12 protein-coding genes are annotated in these 13,987 nt (G+C 69.5%); 4 read left to right on the forward strand and 8 right to left on the reverse strand.

Translation table 11 applies throughout. The annotated features are described in order from the left end of the window. Window position 1 precedes the first annotated feature (1 nt). Window positions 2-955 carry a transcription initiation factor IIB gene (locus tag BLR57_RS14505; protein ID WP_089699071.1) on the reverse strand — a complete coding sequence of 318 codons (954 nt, stop codon included), beginning with the start codon at window positions 953-955 and terminating at the stop codon, window positions 2-4. 139 nt (window positions 956-1,094) lie between these two features. On the opposite strand from BLR57_RS14505, the gene BLR57_RS14510 reads away from it, so the two are divergent. The 3 genes from BLR57_RS14510 to BLR57_RS14520 all read left to right on the forward strand — a co-directional run bounded on the left by BLR57_RS14510 (window position 1,095) and on the right by BLR57_RS14520 (window position 3,881). Continuing rightward, window positions 1,095-1,832, forward strand: coding sequence for a DUF2270 domain-containing protein (locus BLR57_RS14510; protein WP_089698749.1), 738 nt, complete (start codon window positions 1,095-1,097; stop codon window positions 1,830-1,832). 277 nt (window positions 1,833-2,109) lie between these two features. Beyond that, window positions 2,110-2,694, forward strand: coding sequence for an NAD(P)/FAD-dependent oxidoreductase (locus BLR57_RS14515; RefSeq protein WP_089699073.1), 585 nt, complete (start codon window positions 2,110-2,112; stop codon window positions 2,692-2,694). A gap of 224 nt (window positions 2,695-2,918) precedes the next feature. Further along, window positions 2,919-3,881 carry an AAA family ATPase gene (locus BLR57_RS14520; protein ID WP_089699076.1) on the forward strand — a complete coding sequence of 321 codons (963 nt, stop codon included), beginning with the start codon at window positions 2,919-2,921 and terminating at the stop codon, window positions 3,879-3,881. A gap of 9 nt (window positions 3,882-3,890) precedes the next feature. Here BLR57_RS14520 and BLR57_RS14525 read toward each other — a convergent pair whose 3' ends face one another. From BLR57_RS14525 to BLR57_RS14540, 4 genes are read right to left on the reverse strand one after another with little or no spacing between them, the layout of a single operon-like run. After that, window positions 3,891-5,558 (reverse strand): DUF7519 family protein, encoded by a 1,668-nt coding sequence (locus BLR57_RS14525; protein ID WP_089698750.1) that lies wholly within the window; start codon window positions 5,556-5,558, stop codon window positions 3,891-3,893. A gap of 7 nt (window positions 5,559-5,565) precedes the next feature. After that, a complete protein-coding gene (locus BLR57_RS14530; RefSeq protein WP_089698751.1) occupies window positions 5,566-6,912 on the reverse strand; it encodes a DUF58 domain-containing protein in 1,347 nt (448 codons plus the stop codon). Then, window positions 6,909-7,529: a DUF7269 family protein gene (locus BLR57_RS14535; protein WP_089698752.1), complete on the reverse strand. Its 621-nt coding sequence runs from the start codon at window positions 7,527-7,529 to the stop codon at window positions 6,909-6,911. The genes BLR57_RS14530 and BLR57_RS14535 overlap by 4 nt, the downstream gene beginning before the upstream one ends. Further along, complete coding sequence (locus BLR57_RS14540) at window positions 7,529-10,597, reverse strand: transglutaminase TgpA family protein (protein ID WP_089698753.1); 3,069 nt, start codon at window positions 10,595-10,597, stop codon at window positions 7,529-7,531. The genes BLR57_RS14535 and BLR57_RS14540 overlap by 1 nt, the downstream gene beginning before the upstream one ends. Before the next feature lie 268 nt (window positions 10,598-10,865). Between BLR57_RS14540 and BLR57_RS14545 the strand changes: the two genes are divergently transcribed. Further along, window positions 10,866-11,054, forward strand: coding sequence for a DUF7501 family protein (locus BLR57_RS14545; protein ID WP_089698754.1), 189 nt, complete (start codon window positions 10,866-10,868; stop codon window positions 11,052-11,054). Between the two features lie 87 nt (window positions 11,055-11,141). On the opposite strand, the gene BLR57_RS14550 is transcribed toward BLR57_RS14545, so the two are convergent. The 3 genes from BLR57_RS14550 to BLR57_RS14560 all read right to left on the reverse strand — a co-directional run bounded on the left by BLR57_RS14550 (window position 11,142) and on the right by BLR57_RS14560 (window position 13,986). Then, a complete protein-coding gene (locus tag BLR57_RS14550; RefSeq protein ID WP_089698755.1) occupies window positions 11,142-11,909 on the reverse strand; it encodes an ABC transporter permease in 768 nt (255 codons plus the stop codon). Then, on the reverse strand, window positions 11,906-12,853 hold the full coding sequence (locus tag BLR57_RS14555; protein WP_089698756.1) for an ABC transporter ATP-binding protein: 948 nt from the start codon (window positions 12,851-12,853) through the stop codon (window positions 11,906-11,908). Before BLR57_RS14555 ends, BLR57_RS14550 begins: the two co-directional genes overlap by 4 nt. Window positions 12,854-12,978: 125 nt before the next feature. Continuing rightward, window positions 12,979-13,986, reverse strand: a complete 1,008-nt coding sequence (locus BLR57_RS14560) for an AbrB/MazE/SpoVT family DNA-binding domain-containing protein (protein ID WP_089698757.1) — start codon at window positions 13,984-13,986, stop codon at window positions 12,979-12,981. Window position 13,987: the final 1 nt, after the last annotated feature.

Here is a 13,987-nt window from a genome sequence, read left to right on the forward strand (position 1 = left end):
CTCAGAGTCCCATCGCTTCGATCTGTTCTTGATACCGGTTGCGGATGGTGACCTCCGTCACCTGTGCGACGTCGGCGACCTCCCGTTGGGTCTTCTTCTCGTTACAGAGCAGCGAGGCAGCGTAGATTGCGGCGGCCGCGAACCCGGTCGGCGACTTGCCGGACAGGAGACCCTTCTCGGCGGAGACGTCGATGATCTCGTTGGCCTTCGACTGGACCTCTTTGCTCAACTCGAGTTCGCTCGCGAACCGGGGGACGAACTGCTTGGGGTCGACCGGCTTGAGTTCGAGACCGAGTTCCTGGGAGATGTAGCGGTAGGTGCGGCCGATCTCCTTCTGTGGGACGCGCGAGACCTCGGCGACCTCGTCGAGGCTTCGAGGAATGCCCTCCTGCCGACAGGCGGCGTAGAGCGCGCTCGTCGCGACGCCTTCGATGGAGCGGCCGCGGATGAGATCCTCGTTGAGCGCGCGTCGGTAGATAACCGACGCCACCTCGCGGACGGAGTCGGGGACGCCGAGCGCGCTCGCCATCCGGTCCAGTTCCGACAGTGCGAACTGGAGGTTACGCTCGCCCGCATCCTTCGTTCTAATTCGTTCCTGCCACTTGCGCAGGCGGTGCATCTGGCTCCGCTTCTCCGAGGAGAGCGACCGCCCGTAGGCGTCTTTGTTCTTCCAGTCGATAGTCGTCGTCAACCCCTTGTCGTGCATCGTCTTCGTCGTCGGGGCACCGACACGCGATTTGGACTGCCGTTCGGAGTGGTTGAACGCCCGCCACTCGGGACCGTGGTCGATGTTGCTCTCGTCGACGACAAGCCCGCAGTCGTCGCAGACGAGTTCGCCATCGGTCCGGATCAACGCCTCGGAGTTGCACTCCGGACACGCCTCCTGGGCTGACTCCGACTCGACATCCGTTTCGCGCTCGCGCGTTCGCTGCCGTTCACGAAACGAATCTGTCATCATCTGAGACTCACGTCCCCCAGTACTTAATTGTCTGTCGGACGCTGGCACGGCACACTCTCTCCCACACCGACGTGTTTGTTGTAGAGAATTGGGTCTTACGCACAATTCTTTTGCAGTCGGAGCGAGTATCGGGGGTATGACCGGAGACGACGGGTCGTCCGACCGTGGTCCGACCGATGCCGCGTTCGACCCGAGCGACAAGCGGGCGCGGACGCTCGGCCGGGGCTTCTTCGAGGAGGAGAGTGCCCCCGGTTCGGCGATGGCGCATCTCTACCGCGGCGAGCTTCACCGCATGAAGCTCTGGCGCGAGCGACTTGACCGCACGACCAACTGGGCGGTGACGGTGATGGCCGCCATCCTCACCTGGGCGTTCGCGGACCCCTCGAATCCCCACTATGTCATCCTCGTCGGAGGAGTCATGGTCGGCATCTTCCTCGTCATCGAGGCGCGACGCTACCGCGGCTACGATATCTGGCGCTCGCGTGTGCGACTCTTACAAGAGAACGTTTTCGCCTACGCACTCGACCCCTCACACGGCGTCGTCGACGACGACTGGCGGCGGAAGTTGGCCGACGACTACCGGACGCCGACGACGAAGATCAGCTACGAGGAGGCCATCGCCCACCGGCTGCGACGGGTCTATCTCCCGCTTTTCACCGTCCTCGTCGCCGCGTGGCTGGTCCGCGTCTGCGTGATGCCGCCGACCGGCTGGCCGACGACCGCCGCCGTTGGAATGGTTCCCGGCGTCGTCGTCACCGGTGGAATCGGTCTCGTATATCTCGGTCTCGTCTCCGTGACGTTCCGACCGCGCCGGTGGCGCGCGCACGGCGAACTGCGGAACCACGACATCGGCGCGTGGGACGACATGGAGTGACCGAGACCGTCGTTTGTGGAGGGAATAGCGGTCCGATAAATGGCATAGTGCGATAGCAAACCGGCATGAGACACTGAACTGTCGACACGAGAGACACCACGCGGGACGACACGGAGGGAGGCGAAACAGAGAAGGACGACACGGAGAGCGACACAGCAGGAGGCGACACGGCGAGGGGCGACATCGGAGCCGCGAGACCGGGGGGTCGCCATCACAGATGCCGGTGAGACTGTACCCTTCGACAATATCTATCCGTCCGCACCGAGAAGGCGTGGACATGACACACGTCATCGTTGTCGGCGGCGGACCCGCAGGACTGAGCGCAGCGCTGTTCACACAGAAGAACGGCCTCGAAACCACCGTCTTCGACACCGATAAGACCTGGATGCACAAGGCGCATCTGTTCAACTATCCGGGCATCGGCTCGCAGGACGGGACGGCCTTCCTCGACACCCTCCGTCGGCAGGTCGACAGTTTCGGCGTCGAGCGCCACCAGGGTGAGAAAGTCACCGACGTCGCTGCGACTGACGACGGCTTCACCGTCACGGTCGGCGACGACGAGCACGAGGCAGATTACGTCGTGCTCGCGACGGGCGCGAACCGCGATCTCGCCGAATCGCTCGGCTGTGAGTTCGACGGCGACCTCGTCGACGTCGACGTGACGATGGAGACGAGCGTCGAGGGTGCCTACGCCACGGGCGCGATGGTCCGCGCCGAGGAGTGGCAGGCGGTCATCTCCGCGGGCGACGGTGCGGCCGCGGCCCTGAACATCCTCTCGACGGAGAAGGGCGAGAACTACCACGACTTCGACGTCCCTGCCGACGCCGACCGCGTCTTCGGCGAGCTGGCCGACGAAGAGTAAGTTCGCACCCCAGATTTCTGTTTTTTCGCCGCGTCGCTCCGATGTCCGAAGCGACAGCCAGGCCTCTGAGTGCCAGCAACGCTACTGAGCGACAGCCACGCTATCGAAGCGACAGCCACGTCGCCGCCGCCTGAACCACCGCCACGGGTATTTCGTATCGCACTCGAAGGTTTATGGTCGGGGTGTTCGCAACGTTCAACACCTCGTCGTGTGACGTTTCGCACATGAACGTAGCCGAGGCCGCCGCCACCTGCGACGACGTACTCGACGCGGTGGGTGAGGCGGTCATCGCCGACCGGCAGTTCCTCGAAACCGTCCTGACGGGCGTCCTCGCCCGCGGGCACGTCCTCCTCGAAGACGTCCCCGGCACGGGCAAGACGCTCACGGCTCGGAGTTTCGCCAGCGCGCTCGGTCTCTCCTTCAAGCGCGTCCAGTTCACCCCCGATCTTCTCCCCGCGGACATCACCGGCTCGAACGTGTTCAACCGCGCCGAGAGTTCCTTCGAGTTCCAACCCGGCCCGGTCTTCGCCAACATCGTCCTCGCTGACGAGATCAACCGCGCGCCGCCGAAGACGCAGGCCGCGCTGCTGGAGGCGATGGGCGAGGGGCAGGTCACTGTCGACGGCGAGACCCACCCGCTGCCCGAACCGTTCTTCGTCATCGCGACGCAGAACCCCGTCGAACAGGAGGGAACCTTCGCGCTGCCGGAGGCCCAGCGCGACCGCTTCGTCGTCAAGACCGAGTTGGGCTATCCCTCCCGCGAGGGTGAACGCACTCTCATCGACCGTCGCGCCGAGCGTGCCTCGCAGTCGCCGAGCGTCGACCCCGTCCTACAGGGCGATGCCGTCACCGACCTCCAAGCGGTCCCCGAGACGGTCCGCGTCGACGGCAAGCTCCGCGACTACGTCGTCGACCTGGGGAGAGCGACCCGCGACGACGACCGCGTCGACGTCGGCGTCTCACCCCGTGGCATCCAGCGACTGTTCGAAGCCAGCCGCGCCGTCGCCGTCGTCGCTGGCCGCGACTACGTCGTCCCGGACGACGTGAAACGCATCGCACCGGTGGTCTTCGGCCACCGGCTCGTCCTGACGAACGAGGCCGCTGTCCGCGACACCGACCCCCGTGTCGTCATCCGCGACGTGCTCGACCGCGTCGAGGTTCCCGCCGTCGCGAGCACGGGGACGTAGCGCGGCGAACTAGCGCAACGCGACGACCAGCGAGACGACGCCAGCGACGGCCGCAGCAAGCGCGAGGAGTACCGGCGTCTCACTCCCGGCTGCGAGCCGCGGCACCGACCGCGCGAGCGCGAGCACGGCACCCGCGGCCAGCGCGCCGACGAGCAGGCTGCCAGCCACGTGGACGAGTTCCGTCTGTCGGGTCGGCGCGCGGCGGCCGACCTCTCGGCCCAGTCCGACCGCGTACTCACCAGCGTCCCAGACGGCGAGACTCGCGACGAGACAGCCGAGGACGAGCGGCGCGCTCACCCCGACGGTCTTCGCGAGCGTGGCCGCGACGAACAGGCCGCTGCCAGCGACGCCCGCCGCGGCGGCCCGCCCCGAGAGGAAGCCGAGCCAGCCGCCGACGACCAGCCCGAGCGTCACCCAGGCGGTGACGACGAGCGCGCCCACCAGGAGCCCGAGGACGACGGTCTGCGGCCCGTAGAACTCCACGACGCTCGTCGCAACCGAGTCGAACTCGGTCGCGAGCTCCGTCGGCAGCAGCTCGAGGACGGTCGCGAAGAGCGCGTCGACCACACCGGCGGGGTCGGCCGACGCGGCGGCGACGAGCAGCCCGCCACCGGCCACCGCGACGACGTAACTGCGGGTTCGTTCGTCGACGCGAGCGGCCCGTCGAAGCGCGGCGAGGACGCCGACCGCAAGAAGCGAGGCGGCCGCGATGGTGACGAAGAGCCACCGAAGGCTGGGCGCGTTCGAGACGACGGCGAGCAGCGTCGTGACCGCCGCGGGCAGCCGCGAGAAGACGGGGTCGGAGGGGATGGCCGCGACGACGCCGACGAACGCGAGCAGCAGCCCGCCGAAGCCGGACCACAGGAGCGTCCGGTCGAGGGCTGCCACCGTCGCCGTCACCGTCTCGACAGTCTCGTCGGGCGTCAGTTCGGCCAGCGGCAGCCGATTCAGTGCCCAGCGGGCGGCGACGGCCGCGGCGACGAGCAGGACCGCAAAGGAGATGAGATGCGGTTCGTCCGCCGGGGTCGGGCGTATGAAGGTCGCTTCGGCCGCGCTCGTCAGTCCGTCGGCGACCTCACCCGCGGGCGTCAGCGGCAGCAGCGAGGCGGCCGCCAGTCCGAGGAAGGCCACAAGCGGTATCCCGAGCGTCGCAGCGGTGACGGCCGTCAGTCGGCGGAGCGCGTCGGTCGTGAGCACGTCGCGGACGGCCGCGGCCGCACCGAACCCCCCGACGGTCAGTCCGGCGACGACGAAGACGCTGCCGACCGCGACGCTGCCGTTCAGCTGTTGTAAGAGTGTGTAGCCGACGCCGACGGCGAGACCGACACCCGCCGGGAGCAGGAGCAGGCTCCCCGCGAGTGTCGCCGGAAGCCGGAAGCGGTCGCGGGCGACACACCACAGCGCGGCGGCGAGTGCGAGGCTGCCGCCGACGCCGACGCCGACCGGCGTCGTCAGCCCGGTCGCCGTGACGAGGAGCGCGGTCACGAGGAGCGTGCCGAGGAGGACCAGCCCGCTACCGAGTCGGGTGGGTCCCCACGTCGACTCGGGCGGGCTGTGCTCGTTTGCCTCCGGAAGGCGTCCGTCCCGGCGAGCGTCGGCCGGAGCGTCGGACGCCGTGGACTGAGCAGGCGAGGCGGGCGAGGCAGACGAGCGGCCAGCGGGGTGAGAGTCGGACATGGTCAGATCAGAGCAGTCGGGAGAGCGTGCGTTCGAGGAGCAGTTCCAGGGGGTCGGCAGGGTCCCAGTCGGCGGCGGTCACGCCGCCGTCGAGCCGACGGAGCCTGACCTGTCGCTGGATTCCGGCGAGCGACTGGCCGGGCGTCGCGTTGCCGACGACGTCCGGGCTGACGACGAGCGTGTCGTAGCCGCGGCGCGCGAGGTCGGTCGCCAGCGTGGCCGGGTCGTCGTCGAGCAGCGGCGAGAAGACGACGACGCTGGTGTCGCTCGGGAGCCGGGCGGCCAACCGCGTCGCGAGCGGGTCGCCGCCGTCGGTAGCCGGAGACCGGGTGTGTCGGCCGCGGCCCGCTGTACTGGCCGAATCCCGATTCTTCCTCCCGGCGGCCGTCGCCCGGACCGCCTCGAAGAGCGCGGTAGCTTGCGCGCGGACGTTGCCCGACGCGGTCGAGTCGACCCACGGCAGGCCGTCGGGCGTGACGGTGACGGTCTCCGGAACGCCGTCGTCGAGACCGAGTGCCGTCACCCGGACGTCGTGACCGGCGGCACGGAGACCGACGAAGGTCCGTTCGGCGGCGTAGGCCGCGAGTTCGGTCCCTGTGGGGAAGCCCAGCCGTGAGGAGACCCGCGAGATGGCGCGGCCGTCGACGACGAGCGCGACGCTCGCCGACCGCTCCTCGGTGAAGTTGACCGTCGTCAGCTCGCCGCGCTTGGCGTAGCCGCGCCAGTCGATGCGGCTCTTGGGGTCGCCCGAGCGGTACTCCCGCGTCGAGTGGAACTCCAGGCCCTCGCCGCCGGTCGGCCGCGTCCGGGTGCCGACGCGGCTCGTCGCCGTCGTGACCGGCGTCTCGTTGACGACGCCGTGACAGGCGAGCGTGGTCGCGCCCGACACCGCCAGCCGGTCGGTGAGGACGTGTGTCGCCGCGACCGTCCGGACCCGGACGAGCGGCTCGTCGAAGGCGTGGTCGCCGCGGCGGGCGACCAGTTCGTACTCGGCGGTGACCGTCGCCCCGGGGCGGAGCGCGCCGCTCACCCGCGGCGAGCCGTCCGTGACCGCGAGTTCCTCGGGGACGCCGTCGACCGCGCGGACGTCCGGAAGGGTTGTCTCGCCCGTGTTTTCGAGCGTCAGCGAGACGGTCACGCGCTCGCCGGGTGCGGGTGACGACGGCGTGACGGTCCGTTCGACCGCGAGGTCCGCATCCGTGGGTAGCGACGAGAGCGCGCCGAAGACGACGTACGCGAGCGGGACGAGTGCCGCGGTGAATAGCAACGGGTCGGCGTAGACCAGCCCGACGACGACGAGCACGAGCGTCCCCGCCAGCCCGACGTTCCACCGACGGTCGCGGGCGACGGTCATCGGTCGGCCTCCAGTCGGGCTTCGAGCGCGGCGACCGTCCGCCGGAGCCGCCGCTCGCGTTCGCTTTCGGGGTCGAGCCAATGCCGCAGACGCGCCCACAGTGGCGGCCGCGGGCCGTCGACCCCCGCCAGCGTCGCCGCCGCGAGCCGGTCGTCGGTCCACGTCCCGCGGTCGACGGCGCGTGTCGCGTCCTCGGTCCCCTCCGTCAGCGCGACCACGTCGACGGCGGTGTGTCGGAGGTGGGTCCGTGCGCCACTCTCCGCCCAGCGGTCGCGGCTCGCCCCCGCGGCTGCGAACTGGTCGTCGAACTGCCGACCGGCGACGACCGCCCCGGTCGAGACGCTCTCCGGCGGCGTCGCCACCAGGCGGTCGAAGGCGTCGTCGGGGGCGGAGCCGCGGCTCCGGACGAGCCAGAGGACGAACAGGGCCACGACGGCCGCGACGACGAGCAGTGCCTGGCCGGGGTCGACGTCCGCGAGAGCCTCGACGACTGCCGAGAGTACCGGGAGGGCGAGTAGCCGGTCGGGGGCGACGACGAGACCGACGGCGACGGCGACGACGGCGACGCCGACACCGGCGAAGACGGCAGTCCGTGCCGAGACGCGCGGCCGACGCATCAGGCGCGCACCTCCGGGCTGTCGCCGCCGGTGTCGTCCGACTCGTCCGATTCGTCCGACTCGTTGGCCGTGTCGGTCGCGTCGGCCGCGTCGGCAGCACCGCCCGCGCCGCCCGCTCCGTCCTCCGCGGACGCGCCGTCGTCCGGCGCGTTGCCCGCGCCGTTCGCGGCCGCCTCCCGCCGCTCGACCGCGCGTTCGATGCCGTCGAGCGCGTCCTCGACGTGCGCCAGCCGGTCGCTCGGCTCGCGGCCGCCGTACTCGACCGACTGGAACACGTCGACCAGCGTGTCGACGTCGGGGGCGGGGAGACCGTCCACGTCGACGGCGTGGGTCCGAATCTCGCCCGGCGTCTTGGTCCGCACGTCGCGGAGACTGACGAGCGCGAGCAGCCGTGTCCACGCTTCCCGGACCGTCCGGTAGGCAGTGTCGACCTGTTCGGTCTCGTCGCCGGCGACGGCCCGTCCGCGGGAGACGAACCCTCGCGTCGCCGCCGTCGCCTGCGAGCGTGCGGCGGTCAGACTCGCGTGGAGCCACGCACGCAGCGCGGCCAGGAGCTCCGACAGCGACCGACGCCGGGCGACGAGCGAGCGGAGCGCGAGGAGTGCCCGCCGGAGGGCGACGGCCGTCCGGCGGAGCAGTCGGTCGACGGCCTCCGCGAGACCGACGAGCAGTGCCAGGACGTGCCGGACGAGCCGCGTGACGAGGAAGCCGAGCGTCCGCAGGACGGAGCGGGCTGTCACGCCCCGGCGGGCCGCCGAGACGACGACCCCCGCGAGGAGCGCGAGCGGCGGGAGACCGACGAGCAACGCGTTGAGATACAGCCCCGAGACGCCGGTTCGGGCGGTCTGGCCGTACTGCTGGACCGTGATGGCCGCGCTGTCCGCGAGCGGCAGGTCGGTGCGGAGCGTCCCGTCGACGTCCGTGCGGCCGACGGACTCGCCAGCGACGGTCGCGTTCACGCCAGCGGCGGGGCGGTCGCCGAGCGTCGCCCGCACTGTGACGGGCTGGAGCGGGAGCGCGAGCGGCAGGGACGGCTCGACGCGCACGCCGAGTTCGGCCAGTGAGAGCGTCTCCCGGCCGCTGACCGCCCCACGGCTGACCGCGAGGGTGACGTTGCCCGGCTGGGTCGGGAGCGTGACTCGCGCCCGGCCCGTCCGGTTCGTCCGGGCGACCTGCTCGCCGTCGAGCGTGAGAGCCGCGTCGCGGACAGGGAAGCCACTGACGCTCGCGGTCACCAGGACGTCGTTGCCGGTGACGCGCTCGCCGGTGACCGAGAGCGTCGCGTTCGTCTCCAGCCGGTAGGACCGCGAGGTGTTCGACTCGTTCGCGGCGGCGTCCTGCTGGAGGACCACAGTTGTGTCCGACGATAGCGCGAACCGCCGGTCGTCGTCGAGTATCCCGACGCCGGGGACCGAGCCGACCGCAGCGCGCCGTTCCACGTCGGCCGCGCCGATGGAGACGGTCAGGTTCTCGGTGTAGGGGACCGTCGCGACGACGGTGCCGTTGGCGTCCGTGCGGCCGACCGACGCGTCGTTGAAGAAGACCTCGACACGCTCGGCCGGGTCCCCGTCGTTCGTGACCGTGACCGCGACCGACGCGCCCGGTACGGGAGTCGTGTTCAGGTCGATTGCGTAGCCCGACGACGGGTCGGCGTCGTCGTCAACCGAGTTCTCCGAGGAACTGTCGCCGTCCGACTCCCCATCCGACTGTGACGACTCCGACCCCGACTCCGACTCGTCGCCGTCGCCAGCGGAGCCACCGCCGGAGGGCGTCCCGGCCGTCGGCTCGCTGCCACTACCCGACGTTCCGTCGGCGGCCGATCCGGTTCCCGTACCGTTCTGCGTGCCGTTCTCCGCGCCGTCGGGTGGGTTCGTGCTCTCGTCGCCCGACGCGCTGTCGTTCGCCGAGAACGTCTCGCCGGGGCTGCCTTCTTCGACTCCGTCGTAGCTGCCGGACTCGCCCGCCGCCTCGAAGGCCTGCTGTTCGGCGTTCAGCCGTTCGGACCCCGGCGTCGGGTCGAAGCGGACCCAGCCCACGTCGGCGAAGTAGACCTCGACCCACGCGTGGGCGTTCATCCCGCGGACGGTGTAGGCGTTCTCGCCCGTCGCCTGTCCGGTGGAGTAGCCGACGACGTAGCGGGCGGGGACGCCCTGCGAGCGCAGCATGGCGGTCATCGTCGTCGCGAAATATTCGCAGTAGCCCGCGTCCATCTCGAAGACGAACTGGTCGGCGACGTCGCCCCCGTCGTGGCTCGCGTCCAGCGAGTAGGTCTTGTTCGCCTCCAGCCACCGCTCGATGCGGACGGCCTCCTCGTAGGGCGAGCGTGCCCCGGCGGTCAGCTCGTCGGTGAACGTCGTCAGCCGCTCGGGCGTCGAGTCGGGCAGTCGGGTGTACCGCGTCTCGACGGCGGCCGGGTAGTCGCGGCCGCTCGTGCGGAGGACGTCGGGGTCGCTCGGCGGCCGGACGCTCGTGCCGGTGTACGTCGTCCCGGCGGGGACCGGCTCGTCGGCGCGGACCGCGCCGCCGTCGGTGACGAGCAGGTCCGCGTCGCCAGCGTCGACGCGCTGGGGGATCCAAACCGTCGGCAGCGACGTCGCAGAGCGGTTGAGCCGGACCTCGTACTGGACCTCGCGGTCGCCCAGCCCCGCGACGTCGACGCGGCCGTCAGTCGGGCGGACGGCACCGGTCTGCTCCCAGCCGCTACCGGTGTAGCGGTCGTACGAGCCGGTCCGCCAGTAGCCCGCGCTGGTGCTCCGGACGGTGAAGTGGACCTCGGGACTCAGCGAGCGCAGCGAGCCGTTGTCGTCCGCGAGCGACCCGCCCACGTCGGTCCGGTTAGCAGCGTTGAGCGCGCCGAGCTGCGGGCGGTGGGCACCGTCGAGGCTGCCGACACCGTCGCTACCGCTGCCCTCGCCCTCGACGAAGACGAGCGAGTCGGCGGGGGCGTCACCGGCGAGCGCAGGAACCAGCGAGGCCGCGAGGACGAGCGCGACGACGCACGAACAGACGAGGGCGATCCGCCCGTACTCGCGGCCGCCGACGTCGGAGAAGGGGTTCCTGTCTGCCATCGATTGATATGTACGGGATACTGTCACCGTGGAACAAATACTCTCGGTTCGGGGTGGTGGCCGTCGCCCGACCCGCGCGCACAGCGTCGGCAGCCTGTCGAGCACAGTTGTCAAGAGCAGAAACTGATGTTCGTCTACTTCTACCGCAATTAGCTAGCGATTGTTTACAGTAAGTCGCGCCTACCAACCGGTAAGCAGGCACTGATTCGTCCTTTCGAGGAACAAACGCCAACAAACTTATTAGCCCCGGCTACAATCGGAAACCTGTATGAGCGCGAGAACAGCTACCACACGGAACTGGGACACACCCGATGCCTGTCCGTTCTGTGGCGGGCATCTGACAGACGGCGGCGCGGGGTTCATCGACCACATCGACGACAATCCGTCGTGTGCCGAGGAGTTCCACGACTGGCGGTCGATGGTCGCCTCCGACATGAGCGGCGAGTGGGGTGGATAGCCGAGACGTGAACACAGCCCGACCGTCCCAAACCTCGATGTCACGGCCCGCGTCGGCCACAACGACGCACACCTTCTGTGAGTCCTTCTACTCGGTCAAGCCGTAGCCACGCTTGAACAGCGCGACGTTCACCAGCGCGACGGCCGCGGTGAGTGCCGTCAAGACGGCGAGCGAGAGGTTCGGGTCGACCTCCGACGCGCCGAGGAAGCCGTAGCGAATCCCGTTGACCATGTAGACCATCGGGTTCAAGAGTGACAGCGTCTCCAGCAGCGGCGGCAGCTCCTCGATGGAGTAGAAGACGCCGCCGAAGAAGACCAGCGGTCGGAGAATGAACTGGTTCATCATCGTCAGGTCGTCCCAGTCGTCGGCCCAGAGACCGCCGATGATGCCGATACTGGAGAACAGCAGCGTGATGACGAGCGCGAACGCGACGAGGTAGAGCGGTCGCGTGATGCCGACCGGTGTGAACACCGCGCCGACGATGGAGATGAGGACGCCGACGATGAGGCCACGAGACGCGCCGGCGATGGTGTACGAGGAGACCATCTCCGTATAGGACAGCGGCGAGGTCAGCGGCTCGTGGATGTAGTCGTTCCATCTACCGTGGAAGATACTGAACGAGGCGTTCTCGAAGGCGTTGGAGATGGCACCGAGGACGACAAGCCCGGGGAGGATAAAGAGGATGTACGGGATGCCCTGAATCTCGTTGATGCGCTGGCCGAGGATGACCCCGAACACCGAGAAGTAGAGGATGTTCGTGATGAGCGGCGGCGCGAAGGTGTTCTTCGGCCGGCGGAGGAACCGCTGGATCTCCCGCTTCGTCAGCGTCGTGAAGCCGGTCGGCAGCAGGCTCATTGGCCACCTCCGATGTTCGCGGACTGCCCCTCGGTCAGCTCGACGAACACCTCTTCGAGCGAGGTCCGCGAGATGTCGAGGTCGACGATTTCGTGGCCCGCACGGTCGAGTTCGCGGAGGATGTCCGGCGCGACGACGCCACCCTGGCGGGCGGTGACGACGAGCCGACCGTCGACGAGTTCGACGTCGTCGATGTGGCCGTTGCCGGCGGTGAGGTCGGGGCGTGCCGAGAGCGGCTCGCGGAACTGGATGGTGATCTTGTCGGCACCGCGGTCCATCAGCTCCTCGGGGCTGGCGACGTCGACGACGCGGCCCGAGTCGAGGATGGCGACCTCGTCGCAGAGGCGTTCGGCCTCCTCGATGTAGTGGGTCGTGAGCAGAATCGTGGTGCCGTTGTCGTTGAGTTCGGTGATGAGCTTCCAGAGGTCACGGCGGAGCTGGACGTCGACCCCGGCGGTCGGCTCGTCGAGGATGAGCAGGTCGGGTTCGGTGATGAGTGCTCGGGCGAGCATGAACCGGCGTTTCATCCCGCCGGAGAGCCAGTCGAAGCGGGTGTCGCGCTTCTCGTAGATACCGACGCGCTTGAGCACGTCGTCGGCGCGTTCGCGGGCCTCGGCGGTCGGAATCCCGTGGTAGCCCGCCTTGTGCTCCAGTACCTCTTTGATGGGGAAGAAGCGGTCGACGTTGAACTCCTGGGGGGCGAGCCCGATGGCGTCGCGCGCCTCGCGGTAGTCGGTCTCGACGTCGTAGCCGAAGACCTGCGCGTCGCCGCCGGTCTTGCGGACCAGCCCGACGAGGATGTTGATGAACGTCGTCTTGCCCGCGCCGTTGGGACCGAGAAGACCGAAGAAAGAACCCTCGGGGACGGTCAGCGACAGGCCGTCGAGCGCCTGGACGTTGCCGTACTGTTTGCGGAGATCTGTGACGTCTATCGCGGCAGTCATTCGTCTGAACGTGGACGGGACAGCGGTTTAAGGGGAGTGAACGGGGAAGCCATAGACAGCCACCCACATACCGGCAACGGTGGCCGCGAGCCGGCGGCCGGACGCCACCGACGCAGGTCGGTGCGTCACTCGCCGGTGCGGGAGACCAGCCGTCTGAGCGACGCCATCGCCGCGCGAGTGGCGAGACCGTCGGCCTGCCGGGTCGCGGTCGCCAGCCCGTCGGTGACGACGCCGAAGGCGGGCGCGGCGGGGTCGGCGGCGGCGTAGAGTCGCGTATCGAAGGCGTCGACGTCGTCGGCGACGTCCGCCGCCCGCGCTCGGACGTCGTGGGCGACGCTCGGGTCGTCGCCGTCGAACAGCACCTCGACGGCGTCTTCGACCAGCGAGCGGATCCGGTGGACCAGCGTCTTCGTCGTCTCGGTCCACTCCTCGGGCGCGTCGACGTCCCGCTGGACGGGTTCGGTGAGCGACTCGGCCGCCGCGGCAATCGACCCGAGCTGGTCGGCGGCGACGTGATAGTCGACCAACGTCGAGCGCGTCAGGCCGAGTTCGTCCAGCGTCTCGTGGTCTCGGAGCGTCCGTTCGAAGTAGCGTCCGACGACGGCCGCCCGGCGGTCGGCGTCCTCGCTGCGGTCGGCGACGTGGCGCGCGAGGTCTCGGTCGTCGGCCGTCAGTGCCGAGACGGCGTCGCCGAGCGTCGAGAGCGCGACGTACTGCAGTTGGACGACAGAGCGGTCGATGGAGACCTCGCTCGTCGCGAGCAGACAGCCGAGCGTGACGCGGCCCTCGTTCTCGTCGACGACTTCGAAGCCGGAGAGTCCGTTCACCGCGCGGGAGACCGCCCGACGCGGCTCGTCGTCGAAGCCGTCGGTGGCGACGAGCGCGACTCGGTCGTAGCCGAGCCGGTAACAGGCCTCGACGGTCCGGCGGACGGTGTCGGACGACGCGCCGGTGAGGTCGACCGTCGGCGTCCCCTCGTGGCGGTCGCCCGTGCCGATGACGAGCGAGCCGTCGTCGTGCGGACGGAGCGCGAGCTGCATCCCGGGTTCGATGCCGTGTTCGCAGGCCCATCCCTTCGGGAGCGAGATGGTGAACGTCGAGCTGCCGGTCTGTTGGACCTTGCGACGCTCCATT

The sequence above is a fragment of the Halogranum gelatinilyticum genome, assembly GCF_900103715.1.
In the GTDB taxonomy this organism is placed as follows: domain Archaea; phylum Halobacteriota; class Halobacteria; order Halobacteriales; family Haloferacaceae; genus Halogranum; species Halogranum gelatinilyticum.

Coding starts and splice junctions, on each gene's coding strand:
- BLR57_RS14510 (WP_089698749.1), top strand. CDS start 1,095: ATGACCGGAGACGACGGGTCGTCCGACCGTGGTCCGACCGATGCCGCG.
- BLR57_RS14535 (WP_089698752.1), bottom strand. CDS start 7,529: ATGCGTCGGCCGCGCGTCTCGGCACGGACTGCCGTCTTCGCCGGTGTC.
- BLR57_RS14515 (WP_089699073.1), top strand. CDS start 2,110: ATGACACACGTCATCGTTGTCGGCGGCGGACCCGCAGGACTGAGCGCA.
- BLR57_RS14530 (WP_089698751.1), bottom strand. CDS start 6,912: ATGACCGTCGCCCGCGACCGTCGGTGGAACGTCGGGCTGGCGGGGACG.
- BLR57_RS14505 (WP_089699071.1), bottom strand. CDS start 955: ATGACAGATTCGTTTCGTGAACGGCAGCGAACGCGCGAGCGCGAAACG.
- BLR57_RS14520 (WP_089699076.1), top strand. CDS start 2,919: ATGAACGTAGCCGAGGCCGCCGCCACCTGCGACGACGTACTCGACGCG.
- BLR57_RS14550 (WP_089698755.1), bottom strand. CDS start 11,909: ATGAGCCTGCTGCCGACCGGCTTCACGACGCTGACGAAGCGGGAGATC.
- BLR57_RS14560 (WP_089698757.1), bottom strand. CDS start 13,986: ATGGAGCGTCGCAAGGTCCAACAGACCGGCAGCTCGACGTTCACCATC.
- BLR57_RS14545 (WP_089698754.1), top strand. CDS start 10,866: ATGAGCGCGAGAACAGCTACCACACGGAACTGGGACACACCCGATGCC.
- BLR57_RS14555 (WP_089698756.1), bottom strand. CDS start 12,853: ATGACTGCCGCGATAGACGTCACAGATCTCCGCAAACAGTACGGCAAC.
- BLR57_RS14525 (WP_089698750.1), bottom strand. CDS start 5,558: ATGTCCGACTCTCACCCCGCTGGCCGCTCGTCTGCCTCGCCCGCCTCG.
- BLR57_RS14540 (WP_089698753.1), bottom strand. CDS start 10,597: ATGGCAGACAGGAACCCCTTCTCCGACGTCGGCGGCCGCGAGTACGGG.